We start from the raw sequence: 21,740 nt of genomic DNA, 5'->3' as shown, positions 1-21,740 counted from the left end.
CGTTTACGTAAACGATTTCTTTTCACTCTAGCTTTATTATATAAAAGCGCTTTCATACCGTCAAGCTTGAATCGACAACTTTCATTTCGTCATCATGGTTCATCACTTTTCGGTTTCCCCGATGATGGACATGGCCGTTTCTTTCAACGTAGTCACGACGTCCGTCGAGAGATTCATTGAATACGCCACCGTTCCTCCTTCATGCAGAATCAGCAGCTTTTCACTCTTCGCTTCTGCCTCTTCTACGCCTGCTTGGGTCAACCAATCAGCAAATAATTGCTTCAGCCATTTCTTTTCTTCAAATATCAGCATTCTACCTGGATGGGATTCATCCGTAAGCTCTGCCAGGGCATTGATGAACGCACAACCTCGCTGATGATTCATGGCCAGCCAGCTTCCCAATGCATCGAATATACGGAGAATTTTATGCAAGGGCTCATTTGCAGGTACGTTAGCTAAACTTTGATGAAGATGCGTTTTCCATTGCTCATCCCGATGGGCGAGGTAAGCGACGATCAACTGGTCTTTCGAACCAAACCGATCATACAGCGTCTTCTTGGTTACCCCGGCCTCACTGGCAATCGTCTCCACCCCTACCGCGTTAATCCCTTTCCAGTAGAACAAGTGAGAGGCTGTCTCCAGTATTTTCACCGCAGCCGGCGTCATTTTAATTCCACCATGTCCTCTCTCAGATCCATGTATCATCTTTGTTTTATCCATTTCTATCTCCCCTTTCTGATCGGCACGAGGCTATGCTAGCAAACTGATTTCCGCTCTACATCATGACCCGATCTCCTGTCAGGTTCACTTTTCATCCGTCCCCCATCTGGCACCAATAAAACCTGAGCTCCACAAGATCACAAACCCGATGGCAGCAAGGAGCTGTTTCTGGTTGCTTGTCATGATGATTCATCCTCCTTATTTGATGCGATAGAGTATACCGATCAGTATACTTCCTTGTTGCAAGTATATAACCATACCGGTCGGTATACTGTCAAGTCGTCTTTGCAAACTAGGAGCTTGGGGTTATAGGTAATAAAAATATGTATTTACTAATATCTTGCAACATGTAAAATAGTAGAGAACCTACTAATATTTCAAGGAGTGTCCGACATGAAAAAAACACACTGGATGAGCCTTGCTCTCACCATCGCCGTTATGGTGACTATCCTCACCACATTCTCATCCTCCACATCCACGGCTCATGCTGCCAAGGACTCCAGCACAGCGGCACAAAAAGCAGAACTGCTAAACACACTAGGCATCTTTACCGGAAGTCCATACGGATTTGAGCTGGACAGAGCCTCCACCCGTCTTGAAGGCGCAGTGATGCTTGTCCGCTTGCTGGGCAAAGAAACAGAAGCACAAAACAAAAAATACACTCATCCGTTCCAGGATGTTCCGGTGTGGGCGAGCCCTTATGTCGGTTATCTCTATCACCATGACCTGACCAGCGGTATGAGTGCGACCACCTTTGGCAGCGGCAAAATGAATGCCCTTCAATATGTCACATTTATATTGCGAGTGCTGGGCTACGATGACAGTCGGGGCGACTTCCTCTATACAGAAGCATTTGAGAAAGCAGAGGAAATCGGTCTCTTGTCTGCCTCCACCTCTTCTCAACTGGCCAATTCGCCATTTCTAAGAGCGTCCATTGCAACCCTTACCTATGAGGCATTAACCACTCATTTGAAGAAGGATAACAAGACATTGCTGGAGCATCTCGTTGAGTTGGGTGCCTTTACTCAAGAACAAGTAACCCAGACGAACCATGAAGCATTCATCCAGTTGCTTGGCATTGAATTTACCGATGTTACCTTCTATTTCTATAGCAGTCAGGCGAAGAACGTATATCTGAGCGGTTCCTTCAACGGCTGGTCCGAAACCGAGACTCCGATGAAGAAAAATGGGAATGAATTTACCGTAACCGTCCCTCTCGCCCATACCACTACATACAAGTTCATAGCAGACGGATCCTATCATTATGACCCATTCAATCCGAATATGAACGGTATCAATTACGATGCCATTATTGAACCGGATGCCAAAACCAATAAATTGCATTCAGACATGAAGTATTTCTCCAGTAAACATTTTGACTACTTTACGGTAGAAGATATGGATTACACCGAACATCTGGAAATCTTCTACAGAGGCGCTACCGGTCTGATTGATTACTTGCCTGTCACAGCTGGGAAAATACGCATTTATGCGGCTGAGTATACGCATGATGAGGAAGGAAGCATCTATCAGGAAGGGGGCTATTCGCTCTATATTGAAAACACGAAAGAATTATTTAACCAAAATAATAATTTGGATACCGCCTTTCTCATTCGTATCTTGTTTCCGTTGGATCATCACGCCTTTGAAATAGCCATGGGATATGCGTACGAACTGAAAGGAAATTTGGCGGACAAACATTACAATCGAAACTTATCTGCCCGAGATTTCCTCCAGGTCAGCAATGGTACTTCCGGACTCATGGACATGCTGGCCCAGTCCGATCATTCCAAAATCAACTTTTATTTGCTCACATCGTTCATTTATTATCATGTGAACATCCTTGAGGAAAAAGACAAGTTTGGCACGTTTTTGCTTTCCCTATCGGAAAAAGATTCTCTGGAAACGATCCAAAACAAATATGCCAAGGCTTTTGGCGAGGATTTGGCAAAGACAATCCGCGAATGGGAAAGCTGGCTCCCTACCATCAATGAACATCAGTCCAGCATCTATATGGATTGGGAGTCTTACAGATAAGAATTGACTGTGGGATGATTGACACACTCTTCGGAGTTGTGATCCGGTGATGGCCTACGAAGAGTTTAGTCCGTGCTCGAAGCTGCTTTTTATGACAAATAGCCCGAACAGTGTGGAATAACAAACTGTTCGGGCTATTTTTCTCTATAATTCTTCATGCACATGATTTATAGAGGAGGTACTCATCTCCACCTAGTTTGTGAAGATCGTCAACGGTTTAATCGATTTCCAGTTATCTGAACCTACTCTGTGCAGAATCTCTTCTTTTGTCTTTTCATTATAGGTGTCATACAGATAGTCACTTGTCATGACAAATGGTTTTATATAGTAATTGCCATCATTATCCCATAGCAACATTTCATGATCAGACTCAGAAGTAATCGAGTCACTCTCATATACATAGTCCAGAATGTAAATACGCTTGATTTGATTCCATGCAGGCAGAATAACCGACTGAGGCTCAGACCCAGCTTCCTCAACCTCCATGAGCGTGGTTAGTAATTGACTTGATTCATATTCAACGTCAATGAGTTCTGGCTGTGGTTTGATTGATTGAGGATGATAGTAAAGGATGTGGATATTCGTTAATTTAGCTTTCGACTGTTTTTCTTGACTGGAAGGATCATGATTCGAACAAGATGGAAGCAGTACCATCAACAACACAAACTGAAATAAAATCCCGACCTTTTTCATGGCGATTCTCCTGTCCTTCCAGTTATACAAACCAATTCTTATTATTTCAGGTTCTCTCTCAATTCGCTGACAAGCTTTTAGATCGGATACACTAAGTTGAACAGAAAAAATAAGGGCTTGTAGAATAGATCTATCATGCTAAGGAGCGGTTCTCTACAATGTCAAAAAAACAACGACGCACATTTACAACCGAATTCAAAAAGCAACTGGTACAGCTCTATGAGAATGAAAAGCTGGAGTATTGCAACCGGTTATTTTCGATTGAGTGAGGCATCGAAGATATGCCAAGCGAAGAACGTTTGCGTATACGTACAGAGGAAAGTCGCCCTGTGGTCGATGACTTTTTCGCACGGATTCGTAAGCAACGCCCCAAAGTATTGCCCGAAAAATTACTCGGTAAAGCCATGATCTACTGCTTGAACCAACAAGAAAAGCCAGAAGCCTTCCTGCAAGACGGCAGATTGGAGCTGGACAATAACCGGTGCGAAAGATCGATAAAGCCCTTTGTTATTGAGAAAAAATTTTCTCTTCAGCAATACACCACGGAATGCCCACGCCAGCGCAATGATCAATAGTATCATCGAGACAGCGAAAGAAAATGGCTTGAATCCTATGCCTTACCTAGCGTATTTGTTTGAATCGTTGCCGCAACTAACAGATCTAAACGATCCAGAAGCTTTCTGCCTTGGTCCAAAGGGATTCCAGACCACTGTCGTATGAAACAAACTTAGCATAACACAGAGATCCTCGCTTATTGAATAGGTGGGGACTTTTTGACGCCTACTTATTGGTTGAATGATGGGGTCATCCGACACTTGGTAGCCCCCACTAAGAAATAAACCTTGAAAGGCATGAAGCCGCTCAAGGTTTATATCAATCTCTATTCTAAGTTATTCTTTGGTAGTTCTTCTTCTAACGGCTTTCTGACCATATCTTTGTACTGAGGCTTGCAAACACCAAATTGCTTGTAATTCTCAATTGCTTGATTTAATGAAATGTGGTTTGCTCCTATGATTTTATCAGGCTTTGCATGAGCCACAACATCAAACTGCCAAAAACATACATCACAAATATCTACAACAATCTCATCTTCACTTTCTATTGTGAAATTGTTGCAACAAGGACATTGAATTCTTTTCATATTTTGACTTCCCTTCTCACTTAGGAGCATATAAACTAATTTGTTCCTGCCAATATTTTAGTCCGTCTGTTGGTTTATAATAAGTTGATATACCACCATATTGGTTTATTATCCCAAATTCATTAGTAGCTGTATCATATCTAAAATAGGTACCTCCATCTGAAACAAAAGATTGTGTTGTTGAAGTGGGAGACTTCTCAAGAAAGTTTTTTGCACCATTTAGATATTCGGTTTCGGTCGTATAACCAAAGTCATCTTTATGGTCGTTAAAATGTTTTTGCAAAGTACTTTTACCATTAGCTCTTGTAAAGTCTAATTCTGGGTTTCGCGTTCCACTAAAAGCCTTACCAGTATAACCCGCTCCCTCAGCCGCCTTACCCGACTTCACGAAAAACTTGTCATAGTACTTGTTTAACTCTGCTTTCACTTCAGCGGTGATGGGGATTGTCTTCTGGCCTACCTTGTAGGTGCCTACGGCCACATTGTCAATAAATCCGCTTCCGGCGAGAATCGATACGGCATTGAGGGCTTTTTCCAGGTTGCTTAGTTCTTCACCTGTGAAAATGTTTTTGCCTCTTACCAATTCGACAATGCCCTTCACACTTCCTACAACAGGCGCAAAATCCAGTGTAATACTTGCCAGTTCTCCTAATACTTTTCGTCCTGGGCTGGCATAGTATCCTTCATAAATTCCTGCTTCGTATTGCTTCTGCTCCAGATAGGACTGGGTACTTTGCTGAGCCTGCTGTCCCACTTGCTGGAAGGTACGAGGGTCATATCCTTTGGAAGCCGCATAGGCCAGAAAATCGACTACCTTACCGCTATGAAGGTGGCTTTGATGGAACACATCCCCTTTAGACAGGGAGTATCCGCCTGGGGACAGCTTGTATTCGTTCAGCAATTTTTCCAAATTGGTTTCATTCACAGTAAGTCGCTTGCCTTCATCGGTTACGAATACATGGCTCCCGTTCGACGTTTCGTCATAATGACTGGTGAGCTTGATACTGGAAGTGGAACCTTTTGATGAGGCTGGAATGGACATATCGGAAATGATTCCAAGTCGGCGAAGCTCCTCCATACCGGAATAACTGCCATTTCCTGCTGTACCACTGGCATGAGAAGAAGGAGTACGACTGGAATAAGAATGAGTTGGAGTAGCATGTTGCTGTGTTGAAGCCGTAGTATGGCTCTGTTTTCCATTCATTTCATCCAGTTGGGATTGCGCCCATTTTCTCTGACCGGAAGTCCCGTTTTCGATCATATCCTGCAAGTATTCCATTTGATTTTCTCTCTTCAATTTATCCAGCTCGGATTGCGCCCATTTTTGTTGTCCGGCATTGCCGGTTTGATTCAGTCCATTCAAGTATTCGATCTGGTTTAAGCGCTTTTCTTTCTCATTTATTTCATCCAGCTCATTTTGAGCCCATTTCTTCTGTCCGCTGCTGCCGTTTTTCGCCATATCCTGTAAATATGCTAGTTGATTGATTTTATCCAGCTCGGATTGCGCCCACTTTTTCTGTCCTGCATTCCCGGTTTGAGCCGTATCGCTTAGGTATGCTTTCTGATTCTGGAGCTCCTCTTCCTTCGTTAATTCTTCCAGCTCAATCTTCGCCCAGCTTCGCTGACCACTGCTGCCATTCCTCAACATATCTTGAAGATAGGCTTGCTGATTGATTTTGTCCAGTCTGTTTCTGGCCCACGCTTTCTCTCCAGCATTACCGGTGGACAACATGTTATTCAAATAAGTCTTCTCATTTTCCAAGTCCATATTCTGGTTGGACGTTCCCTTTACCACGCTCGGTGGAGCAGGCTGGACATTATGACTGCCTGAGGCAGCAGGGGACGAGGAAGTGGAGGATTGGCTTGGCGTATGGCTTGGCGTGTAGCTTGTACTGTATGCTCGGCCCAGTTGATCGGCAGCCCACTTCTGCTGACCTTCGTTCCCCGTATTCAGCATGTTCTGTAAATACGCTTTTTGATTGGCACTGATCGTCGCCGAAGCATGTACATTTGTATTCATTTTGTTCAGTTCTGCCTGAGCCCATTTTTGCTGGCCCTCATTCCCCGTTTGAAGCAAACTCTGCAAATAGGCTTGCTGGTTCGCATTTGCCGTACTGGAGGAACTTCCAGTTGTGCCAGAAGCGACTGACGCAGTTTGTGAGGCTGATCCAGTACGAGAAGCTGTATAAGAGGCAGAATAAGCCGGAGTTCCAGAGCTGGTGCGCGTATAGGCAGCCGTACCGGAGGAACTTCTGGCCGTTTGACTCGCGTTTGACACTAGTTGGGAAGCCGCCCATTTTTGCTCTCCCGCATTACCGGTTTTCAATAAATTTTGCAAATAAGCCTGTTGATTCGAGCTCATGCTTGAAGATGGACTGACTTTAGAAGTAGAAGCATACACTGCTGCCGACGATGCGGTATTCGTTGAAGTAGACGACAATGAGGAAACCGTGCTCGATTTGGTCGCAGGAGAGGAACTGGATGAGGACTGACTTTGACCACTATGTACCGGTGCGTTTGCAGCAAGCTGATTTTGTGCCCATTTCTTTTGCCCTTCATTGCCGGTTTGAATCAGATTGTTCAGATATTGGTTCTGATTCATTTTGCTGAGTTCAGCTTCTGCCCATTTCTTCTGTCCTTCGTTTCCGGTCTTCGTGAGATTTTCCAGATACTTCTTCTGATTCGAATCGGAACTGCTGGAAGAGGACGAACTTTTCGAAGTATGGGTGGCAGAACTGGACGACTGAGTTTGGTAGGTCGATCGAGCCGTACTAGAAATCGTCAGTCTGTCTGATGAGGAGCTACTTCGAGATGGTATCGTTTGCAAGTGGGGCAAATAAGATTTTGATGTTATCCCATTGACGGGCGTACTGGTTGTACTTGCCCAAGCCCCCTGTCTGCTGCTCCCTTGAGAACTACGGCCAAACTGAGAAAATGCGGAGCCGGAGTAAGGAATCATATGTGGCTTTCCTCCTATGTATATTGATTGATATGGTTCTAATATCTTATAATATTACATAATTAGTCATTTGAATAGCTATTTTTTAACACATACTAGAAAGAAGGAATCAATTTGAAACCAATCACATTAACGGAAGAATGGATATATCAGGACCATATCCTTATTCTCCCTCATGCCGTCACGCTACACCCTGAACAGAAGCACTATTTTGTCATTGATTTTTCCAGAAAGTTCACCGAACCTGATTTGCGCAAATTGCCTGCGATGGTGATGTCGGCTCGAACCAAGCAGGAAAAGTATATTATACATAAATATAATGTTGTGTTAGGAGAAGTGAATGGGGATGTTTAAACTGGCTTTCAAACCTCACTATGAAGCCCTTCATTTTACAAATGAATTCGGTCATTATCTCTATGGCGGCATGGGCACCTTTATGAATCATTATTTCCCTCATCGCAGCGAGTCAACTGGTTTCGCCTTTATTTACCGCGAAGAGGAGTATCCAGATATTGAGTCTTCGCTTTTTCCGGGGCAGCAGGATATCGTAGCCTTTTCCTATGCCGAATCCGGGAGGGCGGGGGACCTATCTTTTGATATTGCGGTATGTCATTTCTATGAGTTTCAGTTCATGACTGAACCATCCTTTCTGCAAGGACGCAAACTCGTTTATGTCATTCATTCCATACCCACTCCTGAGCCCTATTATCCAGAAAATCCATTCGGAGAACACGATGAGCTTAGAGCAAAGTTTGAAAACCTGTGTTACGCAGCCGATTCACTCGTATGTGTCTCTCATGCTGAAAAACAAAAGCTGTGCGCCATATATCCGGATCTGGAAAGCAAGGCGGTCGTGATCCATAACGGGATGAATTTCAAAGAAATCTCACACTCGACCCATGCAAGTGAAACAAGAGAATTAAGTGAGGCAAGTCAATTAGGAGAACTAAGAGAAGTAAGAGAGGAAAGAACTATTTTCGGATTTTTAGGTCGCCTGGACTACCGAAAAGGATTACTAGAAGCGCTCAAGGAGCTAAAAGGATTAAACTTCGAGCTGCACATCGCCTGCGGGGGAGAAGACCCGGAACATTTGTCTGCGGTGTTGCAATATATCGAAGCGGCGAACCTGCAATCGCAGGTCCGGTTCATGGGGTGGTGTAGCGGAACCAGAAGGGACGCTTTCTTGCAGTCGCTGGATGCCTTGATCGTGCCTTCTCTGTATGAACCGTTCGGCTATGTCATATTAGAAGCCATCGATGAAGGCATTACCCTGATTTCTTCTAACGGCGGTGGGATTCAGGAGATTGTCGGAGATTATAAATATCAGTTCGATCCATACCAGCCAGGAGAAATGCGCGACGCTATATGTCAGTTTCAAAGAGATGAGGCCAGTATGATTCAGGTCGAACTGGAAAAGCTGCAAACTCAAAAAGTATACTTTACCGCAGAACGGATGGTACGCAACTACGAACAGCTCTTTCGTACACTCCTGTCTTCTCCAGCTTCTCCCTGACCCGGACCAGGCCGTACTGGCTAATCATTCAGCCGAATCAGCAGGGAACCGTCCTTGTTCCTTCCCAACTTCACCTCGCACTTGGGACAATTCGCCACGTCCCTGGGCACCGATATCATCTGTTCACAGGCCGGACAAGCTTCAATGCCTTGTTTGGCCTGCTTCATATAGGATCGAACGCTTTTAACCACCGAGTACGCGCCAATCACGAGCAAAACCACCAATCCTGCCATGATCAATCTGACCAACAGCATTCGAGTCACCTCTTCCCCGTAGATTATTCGTTTTCCTGTCAACCTTACTACAAAGGGGACTGAATGACCAGTCAGACAAGCTCTCGACCTGTTTTTCCCAACTTCTCAATCTCATCCGATTCATACGCGCGCATCCCCATCGATTCGGTTGTAGCTACATTGTACATCGCACAGGCGACAGTCATGGCCTGAATCGGTCTGTATCGTCTCAGTTTGCCAGTCATGGCAAAGGAAATGCCCTTACCGATGACGGCACCCGCACGCTCACCCAGTCGGAATTCCTTTCGGTCTCCAAGAAGCAGAGAAGGTCTGAAAATATGCAGCGAACGAAGCTTCATCTGCTGAAGAGCTTTCTCCAGCTCGCCTTTCACCCGATTGTAAAACACACCGGAGCTGGCATTTGCGCCCAGTGCCGTAATGATGAGAAATTGACTGGCTTCCTCTTCCTTCGCTTTTTGAGCTAGCGCGTAGGGGTACACATAATCTACCTGGCGAAATGCATCCTGAGACCCTGCTTTCTTGATCGTTGTGCCAAGCGTACAGTAAACATCAGCCTGTGCGAAGGATATCTCCAGCTCATGAAGCTTTTCAAAATCCACCTTTCGCTGGACCAGCTTCGAATGTTGCAGGGGTAGCTCTCTTCTTCCAAGCAATACAACTTCATCATAACGATTGTCAGCCAGCATCAGTTCCAGCAAATGTCCGCCTACCAAACCACTCGCTCCGGCCAGAATCGCTCTCTTCATAACCATCCCTCTTTCTTTTCTTATTTATCAATCGCTGCACAATCAGGAATGGGCTGTCGATCGCCTGCGCCATGACCCGCTTGGAATCAACGGAGCATGTCTATGCGCTCTCCACACATACACCCAGCCCTCCCTTGCACGGCTGACATCCTGAATCCAGACACGGTCGTATTCATTATCTGGATGCGCTGGCCCAAAATAGTCCTCCAATGCATCCAGCACAGACAACGCTTCTTTATTTAACGTCAACCATTCACCATGCACAATCCCTTTGGCTGACGAAGCGTGTAAGGTCCGCGCTTTTTGTAAGGTCGGCGTCTGCTGGGAGATCCGCCTTGCTTGCGAATTCTGAGCCGTCTGAGCCGCCAGAGAAGTCTCCTGAGAGGTCTGCTTGAACTCAGAGACCTTGGCTGCCTGCCGCGATTGCATAACCTTCTCCTCGTCCAACAGCAACAGACCGGGATAGGGACCGAGATGCACGAGCGTACCGTATATCTGTCCTGCTTCCAACGCCCGTAGATGAGTATTGACCAGGTGATGATTGCATTCGCCCTGAAGGAGCGTTCCATATACGAAAACCGATACGACGGAATCTTGCCAAGTAGCCACAGTCTACTTCTCCCCTTTAACCAGCAATCCCGCTTCTGTCAAGCCTTGGTGCAGTCCCTGCACAAAGACCAATGCCTGCTCATTATCTCCATGCACACAGACTGTATCCGCTTCAAGTGGCACCACAAGGCCTCTTCTGCTCATGACTTCCTTCCGTTCCAGAATGGACATCACCTGTGAAATGGCCTGCTGGGCATCATGAATCACGGCCCCCGGCAGCGATCTTGGCGTCAAGGCGCCATCGTCTTCATACATGCGATCTGCGAATATTTCGCGAGCTACCCGCAGACCCCGCTTCCTTCCCTGTTCGATCAACTCACTACCGGCCAGTCCATACAGCACAAGTTCCCGATCCACATCATAGACAGCCGCTGCCACCGCCGCTGCTAGCTCCGGCTGTCTGGCTGCCATATTGTAGAGCGCCCCGTGCGGCTTCACATGATGAAGGCGCGCCCCTTCAATCTGCACAAACGCCCGCAAGGCCCCGACTTGATACACGATCATGTCATAGACTTCCTCTGCCGTAACCTGCATTTCCCGCCGTCCGAAGCCTTGCAGATCAGGCAGGCCGGGATGCGCACCGATATGAATCTCATGCTGGACACACGCTTTCACCGTGCGCTTCATCACAGAAGGATCACCGGCATGAAAGGCACAGGCGATATTCGCGGACGTGATCCACGGCAATATGTCTGCATCCTGACCCATCTGATAAACGCCAAAACTCTCGCCCAAATCGCAGTTCAGATCGATGTTCAATCGCATGAATCCTCCTCCTCCTTTTCTTTCCTCTCTGGATAATCGTCATACATGACATCGACTTGATTCTTTAACCGTTTCGATTATTCCTTTCTATCCCCATCTGTCCCTTTCTGTCCCTTTCAGTCTCTGTCTATTACCCTCTCTCTCCTGATCTGTCCCGATTTATATCCACTTATCCTCGTTTCTTCCCATCTATCCCCGTTTATCCTCATTGTGATCCCGTTCTCACTTACCTCTGACAGTTTGTCAACAACTCGCAAATGATCTTGCTTCCCACTGTCTGGCATAGTACGATTGCGTTACATATGACAACGATACAGCTAGGGGTGCCCGGCGCTTTGCCGACGGCTGAGAGGAAGTATCCAACCCTTGTACCTGATCTGGTTCGTACCAGCGTAGGAAAGCTGTCCCGATCTGTTTCACTCCGTTCATCGTGACGTGCTGTCTGTTCGTCCGAGACCCGACCGTGACCGCTCCCAGCTTGCCCGCGCCGGTAAGCTGTTTTTTGTGTCCCATTTTCCTTGGAAAGGATGAAAATACCATGATGGATACGCGCGATACCCTACTCATCGGCGACACACCGATCACGAATCGTCTATGGCTTGGCACCGGCAAATACGGCCATATGCAAACGATGAAAGACACCTTGCAGGCTGCGCAATCACAGGTCATCACCGTCGCCGTGCGACGAGCCGAATGGTCAGAAACGGAGGATTCGATCCTGCATCATCTGCCGGATAACACCATCTTGCTGCCCAACACCTCCGGTGCCCGAAATGCGGAAGAAGCCGTTCGCATAGCCAGACTGGCACAGGCAGCCGGGATGGGCAACTGGGTCAAAATCGAGGTGATTCGTGATCAGAAATATTTGCTCCCGGACAATCTGGAAACGATTCGGGCTTCAGAAAGATTAGTGAAGGAAGGCTTCATTGTGCTTCCCTATATGTCGCCCGATCTGATGGCAGCGAGGCAACTGGAAGAGGCAGGGGCCGCAGCTGTAATGCCGCTCGGCGCTCCGATCGGTTCCAATCGGGGCTTGCAAATGAAAGAACTGATTCAGATCATGATCATGGAGGCTCGCCTTCCCGTTATTGTCGATGCAGGCATCGGAAGACCGTCTGATGCTGGACTGGCAATGGAAATGGGAGCAGCAGCGGTACTGGTCAATACTGCCATTGCCACCGCCCGGCATCCCGTCCTCATGGCAGAGGCTTTTCATCTCGCCGTACAGGCCGGACGCAAAGCCCATCTCGCCGGGCTCGGTCCGGTATCCGCATCTGCTCAAGCCCAAGCTTCTTCTCCCCTGACAGGATTTCTAGGTGAAAGGAGCTGATTCATCCATGGGCTTCTATGAAACCTGCACTGCCCTCCAGTCCAGGCCACTCAGCACGATCATGGCTAACATGCATGCACGCGATGTCGAGAAAGCGCTGCTGAAGTCCCATCTGGACGAGCAGGACTATCTGGCTCTGCTCTCTCCAGCCGCAGAGCCTTACCTGGAGCCGATGGCCCAAAAGGCGCACCAGCTGACGATTCAGCACTTTGGTCGCGCCATCTTGCTATATGCTCCACTCTATGTGTCCGATCATTGTGTCAATCATTGTACGTATTGCAGTTTCAGTGTCGTCCATGATTTCCCCAGAAAACAACTGGAGCCGCAACAGCTCGAAAAAGAAGCCGCTTTGTTGCATCAGGCCGGATTGCGCCATGTTCTGCTGCTGAGCGGTGAGTCTCCCTTGCAGGCTTCTGCCGCCTACTTCCAGCGCTGTGTGCGCGCATTGTCCACCTGGTTCCCTTCCGTCTCCCTGGAGGTACAGCCGCTGCAAACCGCTGAATATGAAGCATTGGCAAAATGCGGGGTCGAGGGCTTGACCGTGTATCAGGAGGTATATGATCCACACCTCTATGCCAAGCTGCACCTGAAAGGGCCCAAGCGACACTATCGCACGCGAATCGATACACCGGAAAGAGCGTGTTCCGCAGGCATCCCTTCGGTCACCATCGGTGCCCTTCTCGGTTTGGGTGATGCACGAACCGAAGCCTTTACAGCCGGCCTGCATGCCCGGACGCTGCAGTCTCGTTATTTAGAAACGGCCATACAGATGGCTTTTCCTAGAATTCGCCCTCACCTCGGCTCTTTTCAACCTGCCCATCCTGTTGATGATCGCCTGCTCACCCAGATCATGCTCGCTTATCGACTCTTCATGCCTGCCTCTGGCATCACCCTCTCCACCAGGGAACGGGCAGCGCTTCGCGATCAGTTGCTGCCACTTGGTGTCACGAAAATGTCTGCCGCCTCTTCCACCGCTGTTGGGGGTTATGCGCTGGCTTCAGAAACACCGGGGCAATTTGAAATCTCCGATACCCGAACGGTGGCCCAGGTTTGCAGAGCGATTAAGGAGAAAGGCTATCAGCCAGTCAGAAAAGACGGCTGCAATCTTTATCCCCAAGCCTCCCCTTGAGCGCCAAGGCTCGGGTGAGTGCTTCCAGTTCTGCTTCCCTTTGCAGCCATAACTGCTCCGCCTCTGTGACCGAGACCCAGGCAAAACGAATGGATGTGCCTGGGGGCAGCTGCGCCAAAACCGGCACATCCACCGAGGCCACCTGGGCGATGCGCGGATACCCGCCAGTCGCCTGACCGTCCGCCATCAAAATGACAGGCTGCCCGTTTGGCGGCACCTGAACCGTCCCGACTGTCACCGGTTCTGTCTTCATCTGAAACGAAGCCAACGGGTGTAGCGGACTGCCCTCTAGCCGGTAGCCCATCCGATCCGACTGCGGCAAAATTCGAAAGTCGGTTGACTTCAGCTTCTCTCTGCTGCGCTTGGGAAATGAATCGATCTCCCGTCCCTCCATGACCCGAATGACCGGTTCAGGCTCCTTCCAATCCAGAATGGGGACGCGCCATGACGGACGGTACAGCCTATCCGTTCGGATTGCTCGTCTCCCGATGCATGGCGGGTTCTGCGGCTGCTCTGCGTTCAAGGCAGCCGACGGGCGGATGACCAGTTCATCTCCTGCCCGTAGCGTTCTGCCCCCGATCCCACCGAATCCTCCGCGTACATACGTACTGCGACTGCCCAGCACAATCTCGGCTTCGAACCCACCCTGTACCGCCAGATAGGCCCTGCATCCTTTTCTGAAACTGCCGATGCTCAGTACCGTGCCGGCCGGGAGATAGACAGGTCGCCACATGGGAATTTCCTGTTGATTGGCCTGAACCGAACAGGCACCTCCGCAAATACTGATCCACATCCCTTGCTGAATGTCGAGCGTGGGACCGACCCAGGTCATCTCCAGCACGGCTGCCTCATCTTCATTGCCCAGCAATCGATTAGCGACTCGGCTCGACCAGCGATCCATCACACCGCTGACCGGCACACCCAGATGCCGGTGTCCGATTCGTCCCTGATCCTGCAAGGTCGTATAGACTCCGGGCTTCTTCACTTTCATTCCAATACGCTGACTGACCTCTTCTTCACGGTCCGTCCCGTTCTGACGGACAGGCTCAACTGGTTCCCTTCCCCCTTGCTGTTCCACAGGGCATCACCTCCTTGTTCGCCATTTCCTGCAACCGTCAAACAGGGCCGTCTGGGCAGACGTCCCTATTCACGATAACGCTCATAATCCACTTTCGAGATCGGTTCGAACCTGACGCGATCCCCCGGTTGCAGATAGGAAGGCTGATCGCGATGAGGATCGAAGAGCGACATGGGGGTTCGCCCAATCAGTTGCCATCCGCCTGGAAGGGTGAGTGGATACACACCTGTCTGGACGCCGCCAATGCCCACACTTCCCTTCTCCACCTGAATACGAGGCTCGGCGCGTCTGGGAACTGCGATCCGTTCGTCCATTCCCTGCAAATAAGGGAATCCGGGCGCAAACCCGATCAGGCTGACGACATATTCCCGCTCCGAATGCAGACGGATCACCTCGGACGTATCCATTTGAAGATGGTTCGCTGTCACATCCAAATCCGGTCCGTACTGACCACCGTAGCAAACCGGGATGATTTTGAGACTGCCAGCCCCTTTTTCGGATATCCGCTCCTGCATACGAAAAAGCTGATGCCGCTCGTGAATCTGCATTTTCATCCAATGTGACACGGACGAAAGGGCAAGCGACGAGCGATGCAGTCGCTGCACGACTGCAGGATCATAATAAACCGTCAACACTTCATCCGTCGCGATACATTCAACCATGCCTGAAATGGGCCGAACCCGCAGTTCCTTCAGAAATGCTTGAATATAGGGGAATAACGGAATCGAGGTGCTGGAATAGAACTGAACGGTAATGGCTTGTTCCGAGATCGGAATCATATCAAGGGTAATCGGGTTCATAACGGTTCCACCTCCCATCAAGGTTGTGGACTTGCTCGGCTTCCTCCGATCGTCAAACAGATACAAGCCGCTCGCCTGAGCCGTTTGAGCCGTTCGTCATGAGGAAGAAAAAAAGCGGCTCTCCGCCGCCATTCTCCAAGCATTCCCTTCTGTCCGGTCCCTCTATTATAACGCATGGCAATGATTTCCGTACAGCGCCATTACAGGTCAGCAATGCTACACCACCAGATAGTGCTTCACCTGCTCGTCGTCCAAAATAGACACATCCCCGGAAGCAACAACGGTCCCTTTTTGAATGACATAGACGTAGTCTGCCACACTCTTCACAAACTCCAGACTTTGCTCCACGAGCAAAATCGCAGTATCGTGCTGCTCCTTGATGTCTCGAATCACCTGCTGGATATCCTGTACGATCGAGGGCTGAATCCCTTCCGTCGGCTCATCCAGAATGAGCAGCTCCGGCTCAGACGCGAGCGCTCTGGCGAATGCCAGCTGCTGTTGCTGCCCTCCGCTCAGGTCTCCGCCCTTGCGGGCAAAAAACTCTTTCAGAATGGGAAACTTCTCGATAGCAGCAGGTGGAATCTCCTTCTTGCGAGGCTTCGTCCCCTCCAGTCCCATCCAGATGTTCTCGTAGACGGTCAATTGACCGAATATCTCTCTGCCCTGCGGCACATAGCCAATGCCTGATTTCGCCCGCAGGTGAGGAGAAGCGGTATGCAGCTTGTGATCTTTATAAGTGATGGAACCTTTACTGCTTTTCAAAATACCCATGATCGCCTTCACAAGCGTCGTCTTGCCGACTCCGTTTCGCCCCATGAGACATACGACCTTGCCCGGCTCCACCTGCATGGTTACATCGCGAATGACCGTGCTCTCACCGTAGCCAACTTCCATATTCTTCACTGCTAGCATGACTCATCCCGCCTTTTTTCCCAAGTAGACTTCCGCGACCCGATCATCGCTCTGTATATCGCTCATCGTGCCTTCCTTCAGCAATTGACCTTCATGCATGACCGTGACCAGAGACGAGTAGTTGCGCACAAACTCCATATCATGCTCCACCACGACTACAGCGCGCTCTCTCGTAATCTCCTTCAGCAATTCGCCTGTTTTCTCTGTTTCCGCATCGGTCATCCCGGCTACCGGTTCATCCAGCAACAGGACACGGGGGTCTTGCAGGAGCATCATGCCAATCTCCAGCCATTGCTTCTCCCCGTGCGATAACCCTCCGGCTCGAAATCCCGACTTGTCGGAAAGACCAATCATCTCCAGCTGGCCTTGAATACGGTCTCTCATCTCACGCTTTACACCGGTCGTCATCGCAGCCAGAATCCCCTTCTTCTTCTGAACGGAAAGCTCCAGATTCTCAAAGACCGTCAAATCCGTGAAGATCGACGGCGCCTGAAATTTGCGGGCAATCCCGAGCGAGGCAATCTGATGCTCTTTTCTTCGGGTGAGCGGCACCTCCGAGCCCGACGACTGTGCACGGTACAGAACCTGCCCATTCTTCGGTCTCACCTTGCCGCAGATGACGTCCAGGAAGGTTGTTTTGCCTGCTCCATTGGGGCCGATCAGGAAGCGAAGCTCCCGGTCCGCCAATTCAAAGCTCATTTCTCTCACCGCTACGAAGCCGTCAAACTCCACGGTCACTTTTTCCGAGCGCAAAATAGGTTCTCTTTTCATGCTGGCTCACCTTCCTTTTCACATATCTGTAGCCGTCTTGCAGTAATCCCATGATGCCTCTTGGCAAGAATATGACGACGATGACGAATAGTCCACCGAGGAAAAACAGCCAGCCATCCGGGTAAGCCTCACTAAAGCCCGTTTTGGCGTAATTGATCAGTAAAGTGCCAATCACTGCTCCCAAGAGTGTTCCACGGCCGCCAATCGCTACCCACAGCACCATTTCAATCGATGGCACAATGCCCATCATCGATGGGGAGATAATGCCGACATGCAGGACGAACAGCGCACCCGCAATACCTGCCAGACCTGCGGAGAGCATAAAGACAAAGGTCTTGTAGTAGGTAGGGTCATAGCCAAGAAAGCGTACGCGATTTTCCCCCTCGCTCACAGCACGCAGCACGCGACTGAACCGGGTTTTGGTCAGCCATCTGGCGAAGAAAAACACGCCGATTAGTACAGCCGCTGTAATCCAGTACAAAGTCTGCTTCACAGTTGGATCACTCATCGAAAAACCCAGAATCGTGCGATAGCCCGTAATCCCGTTCGTTCCGCCCGTATAGGCCTGTTGACCAACAAACAGGGTGACGGCGATGATTACCAGCGCTTGCGTAAGGATGGTGAAATAAACCCCGCGAATCCGGTTTTTAAATGTGAAAAATCCGAGCAGACCAGCCAGTGCCATCGGCACCAATACGATCATGAGCAACGTAAACCAGAAGGACTGGAAAGGAACCCAGAACCAGGGCAAGGCCTCCAGCCCGCTCCAGGACATGAAATCTGGTAGTTTACCTCCAGAAGACTCCAGCTTCAGATACATCGCCATACAATAGCCGCCAAGGCCGAAGAAAACACCCTGACCCAAACTCAATATGCCGGTATAGCCCCAGATCAGATCCAGCCCAATCGCCAAAATCGCAAAGGCCAGAAATTTGGCCAGCAAATTCAATCGAAAATCAGAAAGCATATAAGGAGCTAAAAACAGGGAAACGGATGACAGCATATAAACGCCGAACAAGAGCCACTTCCTTGTCGTATTCGTGTGTAGTCGTTCCATCATGGTCGTCACCTCCTAGGAATCTAATGAACGAGTTTTCATCGCAACGAAGCCCTTCGGCTTCCACTGCAGGAATACGATGATGCACAGGAATACCAGCACTTTGGCGATCGAGGCAGAGAGCCAGGATTCGAACATCGTATTGGCTACCCCGATGCTAAGCGCACCCGCTACCGTGCCAATCAGCTTACCAACTCCGCCGAGTACCACGACCATAAAGGCATCGACAATGTAATACGTGCCGAGAGATGGTCCAATCGGACCCATCAGCGACAGGGCACAACCTGCGATACCGGCAATCCCGGAGCCAATCGCAAAGGTAACCGCATCTACTCTGCGTGTCGAAACCCCCAAACAAGCTGCCATTTCCCGGTTCTGCATGACCGCACGCATCCGTCTTCCTGACGCACTGCGATAAATATACAGATACATGGCTATCAGACAAACAGCGACAAGCGCAATGATAAACAACCGTTTATACGGCAAGGTCAATCCGCTGGAGACGACCAGTCCGCCATCCAGCCAGGTAGGACTCGTTACCGCTACGTTTGGCGCACCGAAAATGTTGCGTGCCAGCTGCTGCAAGACCATACCTACGCCCCATGTCGCCAGCAAACTGTCCAGCGGTCGGCCATACAGGAAGCGCACGAGCGTGACCTCCATCAACAGACCGAATACAGCTGCCACTAGGAAGGATATCGGGATCGACAACAGAAAGTACCAGTTGAACAGCGCTTCCGGCGCATATTTAGAAAAGGCCAGCTGGGTAACGTATACCGAATAAGCACCAATCATAATGAATTCCCCATGTGCCATATTGATGACATTCATCAGACCGAATGTGATCGCAAGCCCCAACGCGACAAGCAGCAGAATGGAGCTTAAGCTGATGCCATTGAATAATTGTGAAAGATACAGCTCCATGCCATTTCTCTCCTTTCCGATTTGGGAGACTGTGCATCCAGGAACATAGAAGGACAGAAGGAGGCGAGGCCTCCTTCAATCCTATTATGCCTTTCAGCGATGAAGAGGTTTAGTTTCCGAGTCCTTCCGCCCAGTCATAGCCCTCCAGGAATGGATCTGGCTTTACCGGTTCCGGTGTGCTGTAGATTTCCTTAAACTGACCATCTGCCTGCACTTCGCCGATCAAGACCTTCTTGTAGATATGCTGGTTGTCGCCATCGATGGTAACCAGTCCTTCAGGACCCTGGAATTCAATGCCCTTTGCTGCTTCTCGAACCTGATCCACATCCGTGGTACCCGCTTTCTCTACTGCAGCCGCCCACAGGTATACCGCGAGATATCCAGCTTCGATCGGATCAGCTGTCACCCGGTCGCTGCCGTACTGTGCCTGATAATTTTTCACGAAGGTGGCATTTTCCGGTGTATCCGTCGTCTGGAAGTAGTTCCATGCAGCCAGGTGACCTTCCAGTACGTCAGCCCCGATTCCGCGAATTTCTTCTTCCGCTACACTAACGGACAATACCGTGATGTCATCAGAGGAAATGCCTGCATCCTTCAACTGCTTGAAGAAAGCTACGTTCGAGTCCCCATTGAGGGTATTGTAGATCACATCCGGTTTAGCGGAGTTGATTTTACTAATAATGGTGCTGTATTCCGTATGTCCAAGCGGGGTATATTCCTCCCCAACCAGCTCTCCGCCTTCTGCTTCCAGCTGAGCTTTGATGATTTTGTTTGCCGTACGTGGGAACACATAGTCAGATCCGAGCAGGAAGAAACTGCTTCCCCGGTTTTCCAGCAACCAGCTCACAGACGGCACGATTTGCTGATTCGTCGTCGCTCCGGTATAGAAAATATTCGGAGATGATTCCAGTCCCTCATACTGAACCGGATACCAGAGCAATCCGTTCAATTCTTCAAATACAGGAAGCATCGCCTTGCGGCTTGCAGATGTCCAGCCTCCGAACACGGTAGCCACCTCATCCTGAGAGATCAGCTTGCGGGCTTTCTCTGCAAAGGTCGGCCAATCCGATGCGCCATCCTCCACGACCGGGATGATTTGCTTGCCGAGTACACCGCCGTTCGCGTTGATCTCTTGAATCGCCATCATCTCTGAATCCTTCACAGATACTTCACTGATTGCCATCGTTCCGGACAATGAATGTAAGATTCCAACCTTGATTCCTTCTTCCGCGCTTCCACTTCCATTGGCTTGGGTACCTTCTCCGGAGTTGCTGGCTCCATTGGATGCCGTGTTCTCCCCACAGGCGGCCAGCAGCATGGATACACTCAACATCAGCGTCAGCAATGCCAGCAGGCTTCTCTTTGTTTTTCTCTGCGGCGTGTGTCGTTGTGATTCTCTCTTCATTTCTCTCTTGGTTTCTCTCATGTCTTTGTTTTTTCTCATGCTTCTCTCTCCCTCTCCACCCCTATTTTTCCGAACAATCAATGGAAAGTGTTCCCTGTCGTTCGTATTTCCCATTATAGAGAATAAATAAGCTTCGTGTCAATATATCTTACATAAAAAATTATTTTACTTGCCAATCACCGAATTTTTTATGATTTTGGTGGCGATATCAGGAATTTGTGTTATAATACCTTACATAAGTAATCGATAGTAACGAAATTTGCTTACAATCAAACGCGTTATCTCACATGAAAGATAAATGAATAGCGTCACCCTTCGATCCTGAGATGCAAGTCATGGGGTTTGATCATCTCTGATCCTTCCATGAAGAGATGGTTGAGAAGACATGCCTCATTGAACTGAAATGTTAAATAGAAGACGGGTGAGCTGAAAAATGTGAAATCGAAAGATGTTGAATAGAAAGAAGAGGGATGTTCATGCACTTAACATTAAGAGAAAGAGATTTATTACTCATCTATGTCGCCTCTGACCTGGCACGCAAACGAAGAGCAAAAGGATTGAAGCTGAATCATCCGGAAGCGGTCGCTTTGCTGACATCAGAATTGCTGGAAGGAGCCAGGGAAGGGAAAAGTGTTGCGCAGCTCATGCAAGAGGGCGCCCACATTCTAAGCCGGAGCGATGTGATGGAAGGGGTGCCGGAGATGATTCCCGAGGTACAGGTTGAAGCCACCTTCCCGGATGGCACCAAGCTAATTACGGTTCATGAACCGATCCGTTAGCGAAAGAAGAAATCCAGTGATCTTTACAGATAAAGGTACGGAGGTCTATAGAAATGCAGAAACAGAAATGCAGGACAATAGAGAAATAAAAATATGCCGATACAGAGATACAAGATGC

General features: G+C 49.0%; 23 protein-coding genes and 1 riboswitch. Of the genes, 8 read left to right on the top strand and 15 right to left on the bottom strand.

Annotated features, from left to right (window positions below; all coding sequences use genetic code 11):
- Window positions 1-102 precede the first annotated feature (102 nt).
- Window positions 103-720 (bottom strand): TetR/AcrR family transcriptional regulator, encoded by a 618-nt coding sequence (locus tag ACFSUC_RS06575; RefSeq protein ID WP_379928719.1) that lies wholly within the window; start codon window positions 718-720, stop codon window positions 103-105.
- 393 nt (window positions 721-1,113) lie between these two features.
- On the opposite strand from ACFSUC_RS06575, the gene ACFSUC_RS06570 reads away from it, so the two are divergent.
- The gene (locus tag ACFSUC_RS06570; RefSeq protein ID WP_379928717.1) at window positions 1,114-2,757 is read left to right on the top strand and encodes a glycogen-binding domain-containing protein; all 1,644 of its coding nucleotides are present in this window, start codon (window positions 1,114-1,116) and stop codon (window positions 2,755-2,757) included.
- Window positions 2,758-2,949: 192 nt separating this feature from the next.
- Here ACFSUC_RS06570 and ACFSUC_RS06565 read toward each other — a convergent pair whose 3' ends face one another.
- Window positions 2,950-3,450: a hypothetical protein gene (locus ACFSUC_RS06565; protein WP_379928715.1), complete on the bottom strand. Its 501-nt coding sequence runs from the start codon at window positions 3,448-3,450 to the stop codon at window positions 2,950-2,952.
- Between the two features lie 281 nt (window positions 3,451-3,731).
- On the opposite strand from ACFSUC_RS06565, the gene ACFSUC_RS06560 reads away from it, so the two are divergent.
- Both ACFSUC_RS06560 and ACFSUC_RS06555 read left to right on the top strand, forming a co-directional pair.
- Entirely contained in the window at window positions 3,732-4,025 is a 294-nt protein-coding gene (locus tag ACFSUC_RS06560; RefSeq protein ID WP_379928714.1) for an IS66 family transposase, read from the top strand.
- On the top strand, window positions 4,015-4,170 hold the full coding sequence (locus ACFSUC_RS06555; RefSeq protein ID WP_379928713.1) for a transposase domain-containing protein: 156 nt from the start codon (window positions 4,015-4,017) through the stop codon (window positions 4,168-4,170). The genes ACFSUC_RS06560 and ACFSUC_RS06555 overlap by 11 nt, the downstream gene beginning before the upstream one ends.
- Window positions 4,171-4,330: 160 nt before the next feature.
- On the opposite strand, the gene ACFSUC_RS06550 is transcribed toward ACFSUC_RS06555, so the two are convergent.
- A complete protein-coding gene (locus ACFSUC_RS06550; RefSeq protein WP_379928711.1) occupies window positions 4,331-4,591 on the bottom strand; it encodes a CPCC family cysteine-rich protein in 261 nt (86 codons plus the stop codon).
- A gap of 16 nt (window positions 4,592-4,607) precedes the next feature.
- Window positions 4,608-7,550 carry a pre-toxin TG domain-containing protein gene (locus ACFSUC_RS06545; protein ID WP_379928709.1) on the bottom strand — a complete coding sequence of 981 codons (2,943 nt, stop codon included), beginning with the start codon at window positions 7,548-7,550 and terminating at the stop codon, window positions 4,608-4,610.
- 114 nt (window positions 7,551-7,664) lie between these two features.
- Between ACFSUC_RS06545 and ACFSUC_RS06540 the strand changes: the two genes are divergently transcribed.
- Window positions 7,665-7,904, top strand: a complete 240-nt coding sequence (locus ACFSUC_RS06540; protein ID WP_379928707.1) for a hypothetical protein — start codon at window positions 7,665-7,667, stop codon at window positions 7,902-7,904.
- Entirely contained in the window at window positions 7,891-9,063 is a 1,173-nt protein-coding gene (locus ACFSUC_RS06535; protein WP_379928706.1) for a glycosyltransferase family 4 protein, read from the top strand. The genes ACFSUC_RS06540 and ACFSUC_RS06535 overlap by 14 nt, the downstream gene beginning before the upstream one ends.
- A gap of 20 nt (window positions 9,064-9,083) precedes the next feature.
- Here ACFSUC_RS06535 and ACFSUC_RS06530 read toward each other — a convergent pair whose 3' ends face one another.
- From ACFSUC_RS06530 to ACFSUC_RS06515, 4 genes are all read right to left on the bottom strand, one after another.
- The gene (locus tag ACFSUC_RS06530; RefSeq protein ID WP_379928705.1) at window positions 9,084-9,317 is read right to left on the bottom strand and encodes a hypothetical protein; all 234 of its coding nucleotides are present in this window, start codon (window positions 9,315-9,317) and stop codon (window positions 9,084-9,086) included.
- Between the two features lie 71 nt (window positions 9,318-9,388).
- Window positions 9,389-10,063 carry an oxidoreductase gene (locus ACFSUC_RS06525; RefSeq protein ID WP_379928704.1) on the bottom strand — a complete coding sequence of 225 codons (675 nt, stop codon included), beginning with the start codon at window positions 10,061-10,063 and terminating at the stop codon, window positions 9,389-9,391.
- A 42-nt stretch (window positions 10,064-10,105) separates the two neighbouring features.
- Window positions 10,106-10,672: a gamma-glutamylcyclotransferase family protein gene (locus ACFSUC_RS06520; protein ID WP_379928702.1), complete on the bottom strand. Its 567-nt coding sequence runs from the start codon at window positions 10,670-10,672 to the stop codon at window positions 10,106-10,108.
- Between the two features lie 3 nt (window positions 10,673-10,675).
- Window positions 10,676-11,437 (bottom strand): 5-oxoprolinase subunit PxpA, encoded by a 762-nt coding sequence (locus ACFSUC_RS06515; RefSeq protein WP_379928700.1) that lies wholly within the window; start codon window positions 11,435-11,437, stop codon window positions 10,676-10,678.
- Between the two features lie 309 nt (window positions 11,438-11,746).
- Window positions 11,747-11,853, top strand: a riboswitch (TPP riboswitch).
- A 122-nt stretch (window positions 11,854-11,975) separates the two neighbouring features.
- Between ACFSUC_RS06515 and ACFSUC_RS06510 the strand changes: the two genes are divergently transcribed.
- Together ACFSUC_RS06510 and thiH are read left to right on the top strand one after the other, a co-directional pair.
- On the top strand, window positions 11,976-12,767 hold the full coding sequence (locus tag ACFSUC_RS06510; protein ID WP_379928698.1) for a thiazole synthase: 792 nt from the start codon (window positions 11,976-11,978) through the stop codon (window positions 12,765-12,767).
- A gap of 7 nt (window positions 12,768-12,774) precedes the next feature.
- On the top strand, window positions 12,775-13,896 hold the full coding sequence (thiH, locus tag ACFSUC_RS06505) for a 2-iminoacetate synthase ThiH (protein ID WP_379928696.1): 1,122 nt from the start codon (window positions 12,775-12,777) through the stop codon (window positions 13,894-13,896).
- Here the strand turns inward: thiH and ACFSUC_RS06500 are convergent.
- From ACFSUC_RS06500 to urtA, 7 genes are all read right to left on the bottom strand, one after another.
- The gene (locus ACFSUC_RS06500) at window positions 13,853-14,974 is read right to left on the bottom strand and encodes a 5-oxoprolinase subunit C family protein (protein ID WP_379928694.1); all 1,122 of its coding nucleotides are present in this window, start codon (window positions 14,972-14,974) and stop codon (window positions 13,853-13,855) included. The genes thiH and ACFSUC_RS06500 overlap by 44 nt on opposite strands.
- 65 nt (window positions 14,975-15,039) lie before the next feature.
- On the bottom strand, window positions 15,040-15,774 hold the full coding sequence (gene pxpB, locus ACFSUC_RS06495) for a 5-oxoprolinase subunit PxpB (RefSeq protein ID WP_379928693.1): 735 nt from the start codon (window positions 15,772-15,774) through the stop codon (window positions 15,040-15,042).
- 216 nt (window positions 15,775-15,990) lie between these two features.
- Window positions 15,991-16,623 (bottom strand): urea ABC transporter ATP-binding subunit UrtE, encoded by a 633-nt coding sequence (gene urtE / locus ACFSUC_RS06490; protein ID WP_449288687.1) that lies wholly within the window; start codon window positions 16,621-16,623, stop codon window positions 15,991-15,993.
- A gap of 66 nt (window positions 16,624-16,689) precedes the next feature.
- On the bottom strand, window positions 16,690-17,457 hold the full coding sequence (gene urtD, locus ACFSUC_RS06485; protein ID WP_379928689.1) for an urea ABC transporter ATP-binding protein UrtD: 768 nt from the start codon (window positions 17,455-17,457) through the stop codon (window positions 16,690-16,692).
- On the bottom strand, window positions 17,408-18,517 hold the full coding sequence (gene urtC, locus ACFSUC_RS06480) for an urea ABC transporter permease subunit UrtC (protein ID WP_379928687.1): 1,110 nt from the start codon (window positions 18,515-18,517) through the stop codon (window positions 17,408-17,410). Before urtC ends, urtD begins: the two co-directional genes overlap by 50 nt.
- 12 nt (window positions 18,518-18,529) lie before the next feature.
- Window positions 18,530-19,438, bottom strand: coding sequence for an urea ABC transporter permease subunit UrtB (gene urtB / locus ACFSUC_RS06475; protein ID WP_379928685.1), 909 nt, complete (start codon window positions 19,436-19,438; stop codon window positions 18,530-18,532).
- A 109-nt stretch (window positions 19,439-19,547) separates the two neighbouring features.
- A complete protein-coding gene (urtA, locus tag ACFSUC_RS06470) occupies window positions 19,548-20,771 on the bottom strand; it encodes an urea ABC transporter substrate-binding protein (protein ID WP_379928926.1) in 1,224 nt (407 codons plus the stop codon).
- Window positions 20,772-21,319: 548 nt separating this feature from the next.
- On the opposite strand from urtA, the gene ACFSUC_RS06465 reads away from it, so the two are divergent.
- Window positions 21,320-21,622, top strand: coding sequence for an urease subunit gamma (locus ACFSUC_RS06465; protein WP_379928683.1), 303 nt, complete (start codon window positions 21,320-21,322; stop codon window positions 21,620-21,622).
- Window positions 21,623-21,740: the final 118 nt, after the last annotated feature.

The organism is Marinicrinis sediminis, from assembly GCF_042685085.1.
Lineage (GTDB): Bacteria > Bacillota > Bacilli > Paenibacillales > KCTC-33676 > Marinicrinis > Marinicrinis sediminis.
This window is presented reverse-complemented; position numbering and strand designations above follow the sequence as displayed.

Excerpts from the sequence above, each read along its gene's own strand:
- ACFSUC_RS06575 (WP_379928719.1), bottom strand. The coding sequence starts at position 720 with ATGGATAAAACAAAGATGATACATGGATCTGAGAGAGGACATGGTGGA.
- ACFSUC_RS06570 (WP_379928717.1), top strand. The coding sequence starts at position 1,114 with ATGAAAAAAACACACTGGATGAGCCTTGCTCTCACCATCGCCGTTATG.
- ACFSUC_RS06565 (WP_379928715.1), bottom strand. The coding sequence starts at position 3,450 with ATGAAAAAGGTCGGGATTTTATTTCAGTTTGTGTTGTTGATGGTACTG.
- ACFSUC_RS06560 (WP_379928714.1), top strand. The coding sequence starts at position 3,732 with ATGCCAAGCGAAGAACGTTTGCGTATACGTACAGAGGAAAGTCGCCCT.
- ACFSUC_RS06555 (WP_379928713.1), top strand. The coding sequence starts at position 4,015 with ATGATCAATAGTATCATCGAGACAGCGAAAGAAAATGGCTTGAATCCT.
- ACFSUC_RS06550 (WP_379928711.1), bottom strand. The coding sequence starts at position 4,591 with ATGAAAAGAATTCAATGTCCTTGTTGCAACAATTTCACAATAGAAAGT.
- ACFSUC_RS06545 (WP_379928709.1), bottom strand. The coding sequence starts at position 7,550 with ATGATTCCTTACTCCGGCTCCGCATTTTCTCAGTTTGGCCGTAGTTCT.
- ACFSUC_RS06535 (WP_379928706.1), top strand. The coding sequence starts at position 7,891 with ATGGGGATGTTTAAACTGGCTTTCAAACCTCACTATGAAGCCCTTCAT.
- ACFSUC_RS06530 (WP_379928705.1), bottom strand. The coding sequence starts at position 9,317 with ATGCTGTTGGTCAGATTGATCATGGCAGGATTGGTGGTTTTGCTCGTG.
- ACFSUC_RS06525 (WP_379928704.1), bottom strand. The coding sequence starts at position 10,063 with ATGAAGAGAGCGATTCTGGCCGGAGCGAGTGGTTTGGTAGGCGGACAT.
- ACFSUC_RS06515 (WP_379928700.1), bottom strand. The coding sequence starts at position 11,437 with ATGCGATTGAACATCGATCTGAACTGCGATTTGGGCGAGAGTTTTGGC.
- ACFSUC_RS06510 (WP_379928698.1), top strand. The coding sequence starts at position 11,976 with ATGATGGATACGCGCGATACCCTACTCATCGGCGACACACCGATCACG.
- thiH (WP_379928696.1), top strand. The coding sequence starts at position 12,775 with ATGGGCTTCTATGAAACCTGCACTGCCCTCCAGTCCAGGCCACTCAGC.
- pxpB (WP_379928693.1), bottom strand. The coding sequence starts at position 15,774 with ATGAACCCGATTACCCTTGATATGATTCCGATCTCGGAACAAGCCATT.
- urtE (WP_449288687.1), bottom strand. The coding sequence starts at position 16,623 with ATGCAGGTGGAGCCGGGCAAGGTCGTATGTCTCATGGGGCGAAACGGA.
- urtD (WP_379928689.1), bottom strand. The coding sequence starts at position 17,457 with ATGAAAAGAGAACCTATTTTGCGCTCGGAAAAAGTGACCGTGGAGTTT.
- urtC (WP_379928687.1), bottom strand. The coding sequence starts at position 18,517 with ATGATGGAACGACTACACACGAATACGACAAGGAAGTGGCTCTTGTTC.
- urtB (WP_379928685.1), bottom strand. The coding sequence starts at position 19,438 with ATGGAGCTGTATCTTTCACAATTATTCAATGGCATCAGCTTAAGCTCC.
- urtA (WP_379928926.1), bottom strand. The coding sequence starts at position 20,771 with ATGTTGAGTGTATCCATGCTGCTGGCCGCCTGTGGGGAGAACACGGCA.
- ACFSUC_RS06465 (WP_379928683.1), top strand. The coding sequence starts at position 21,320 with ATGCACTTAACATTAAGAGAAAGAGATTTATTACTCATCTATGTCGCC.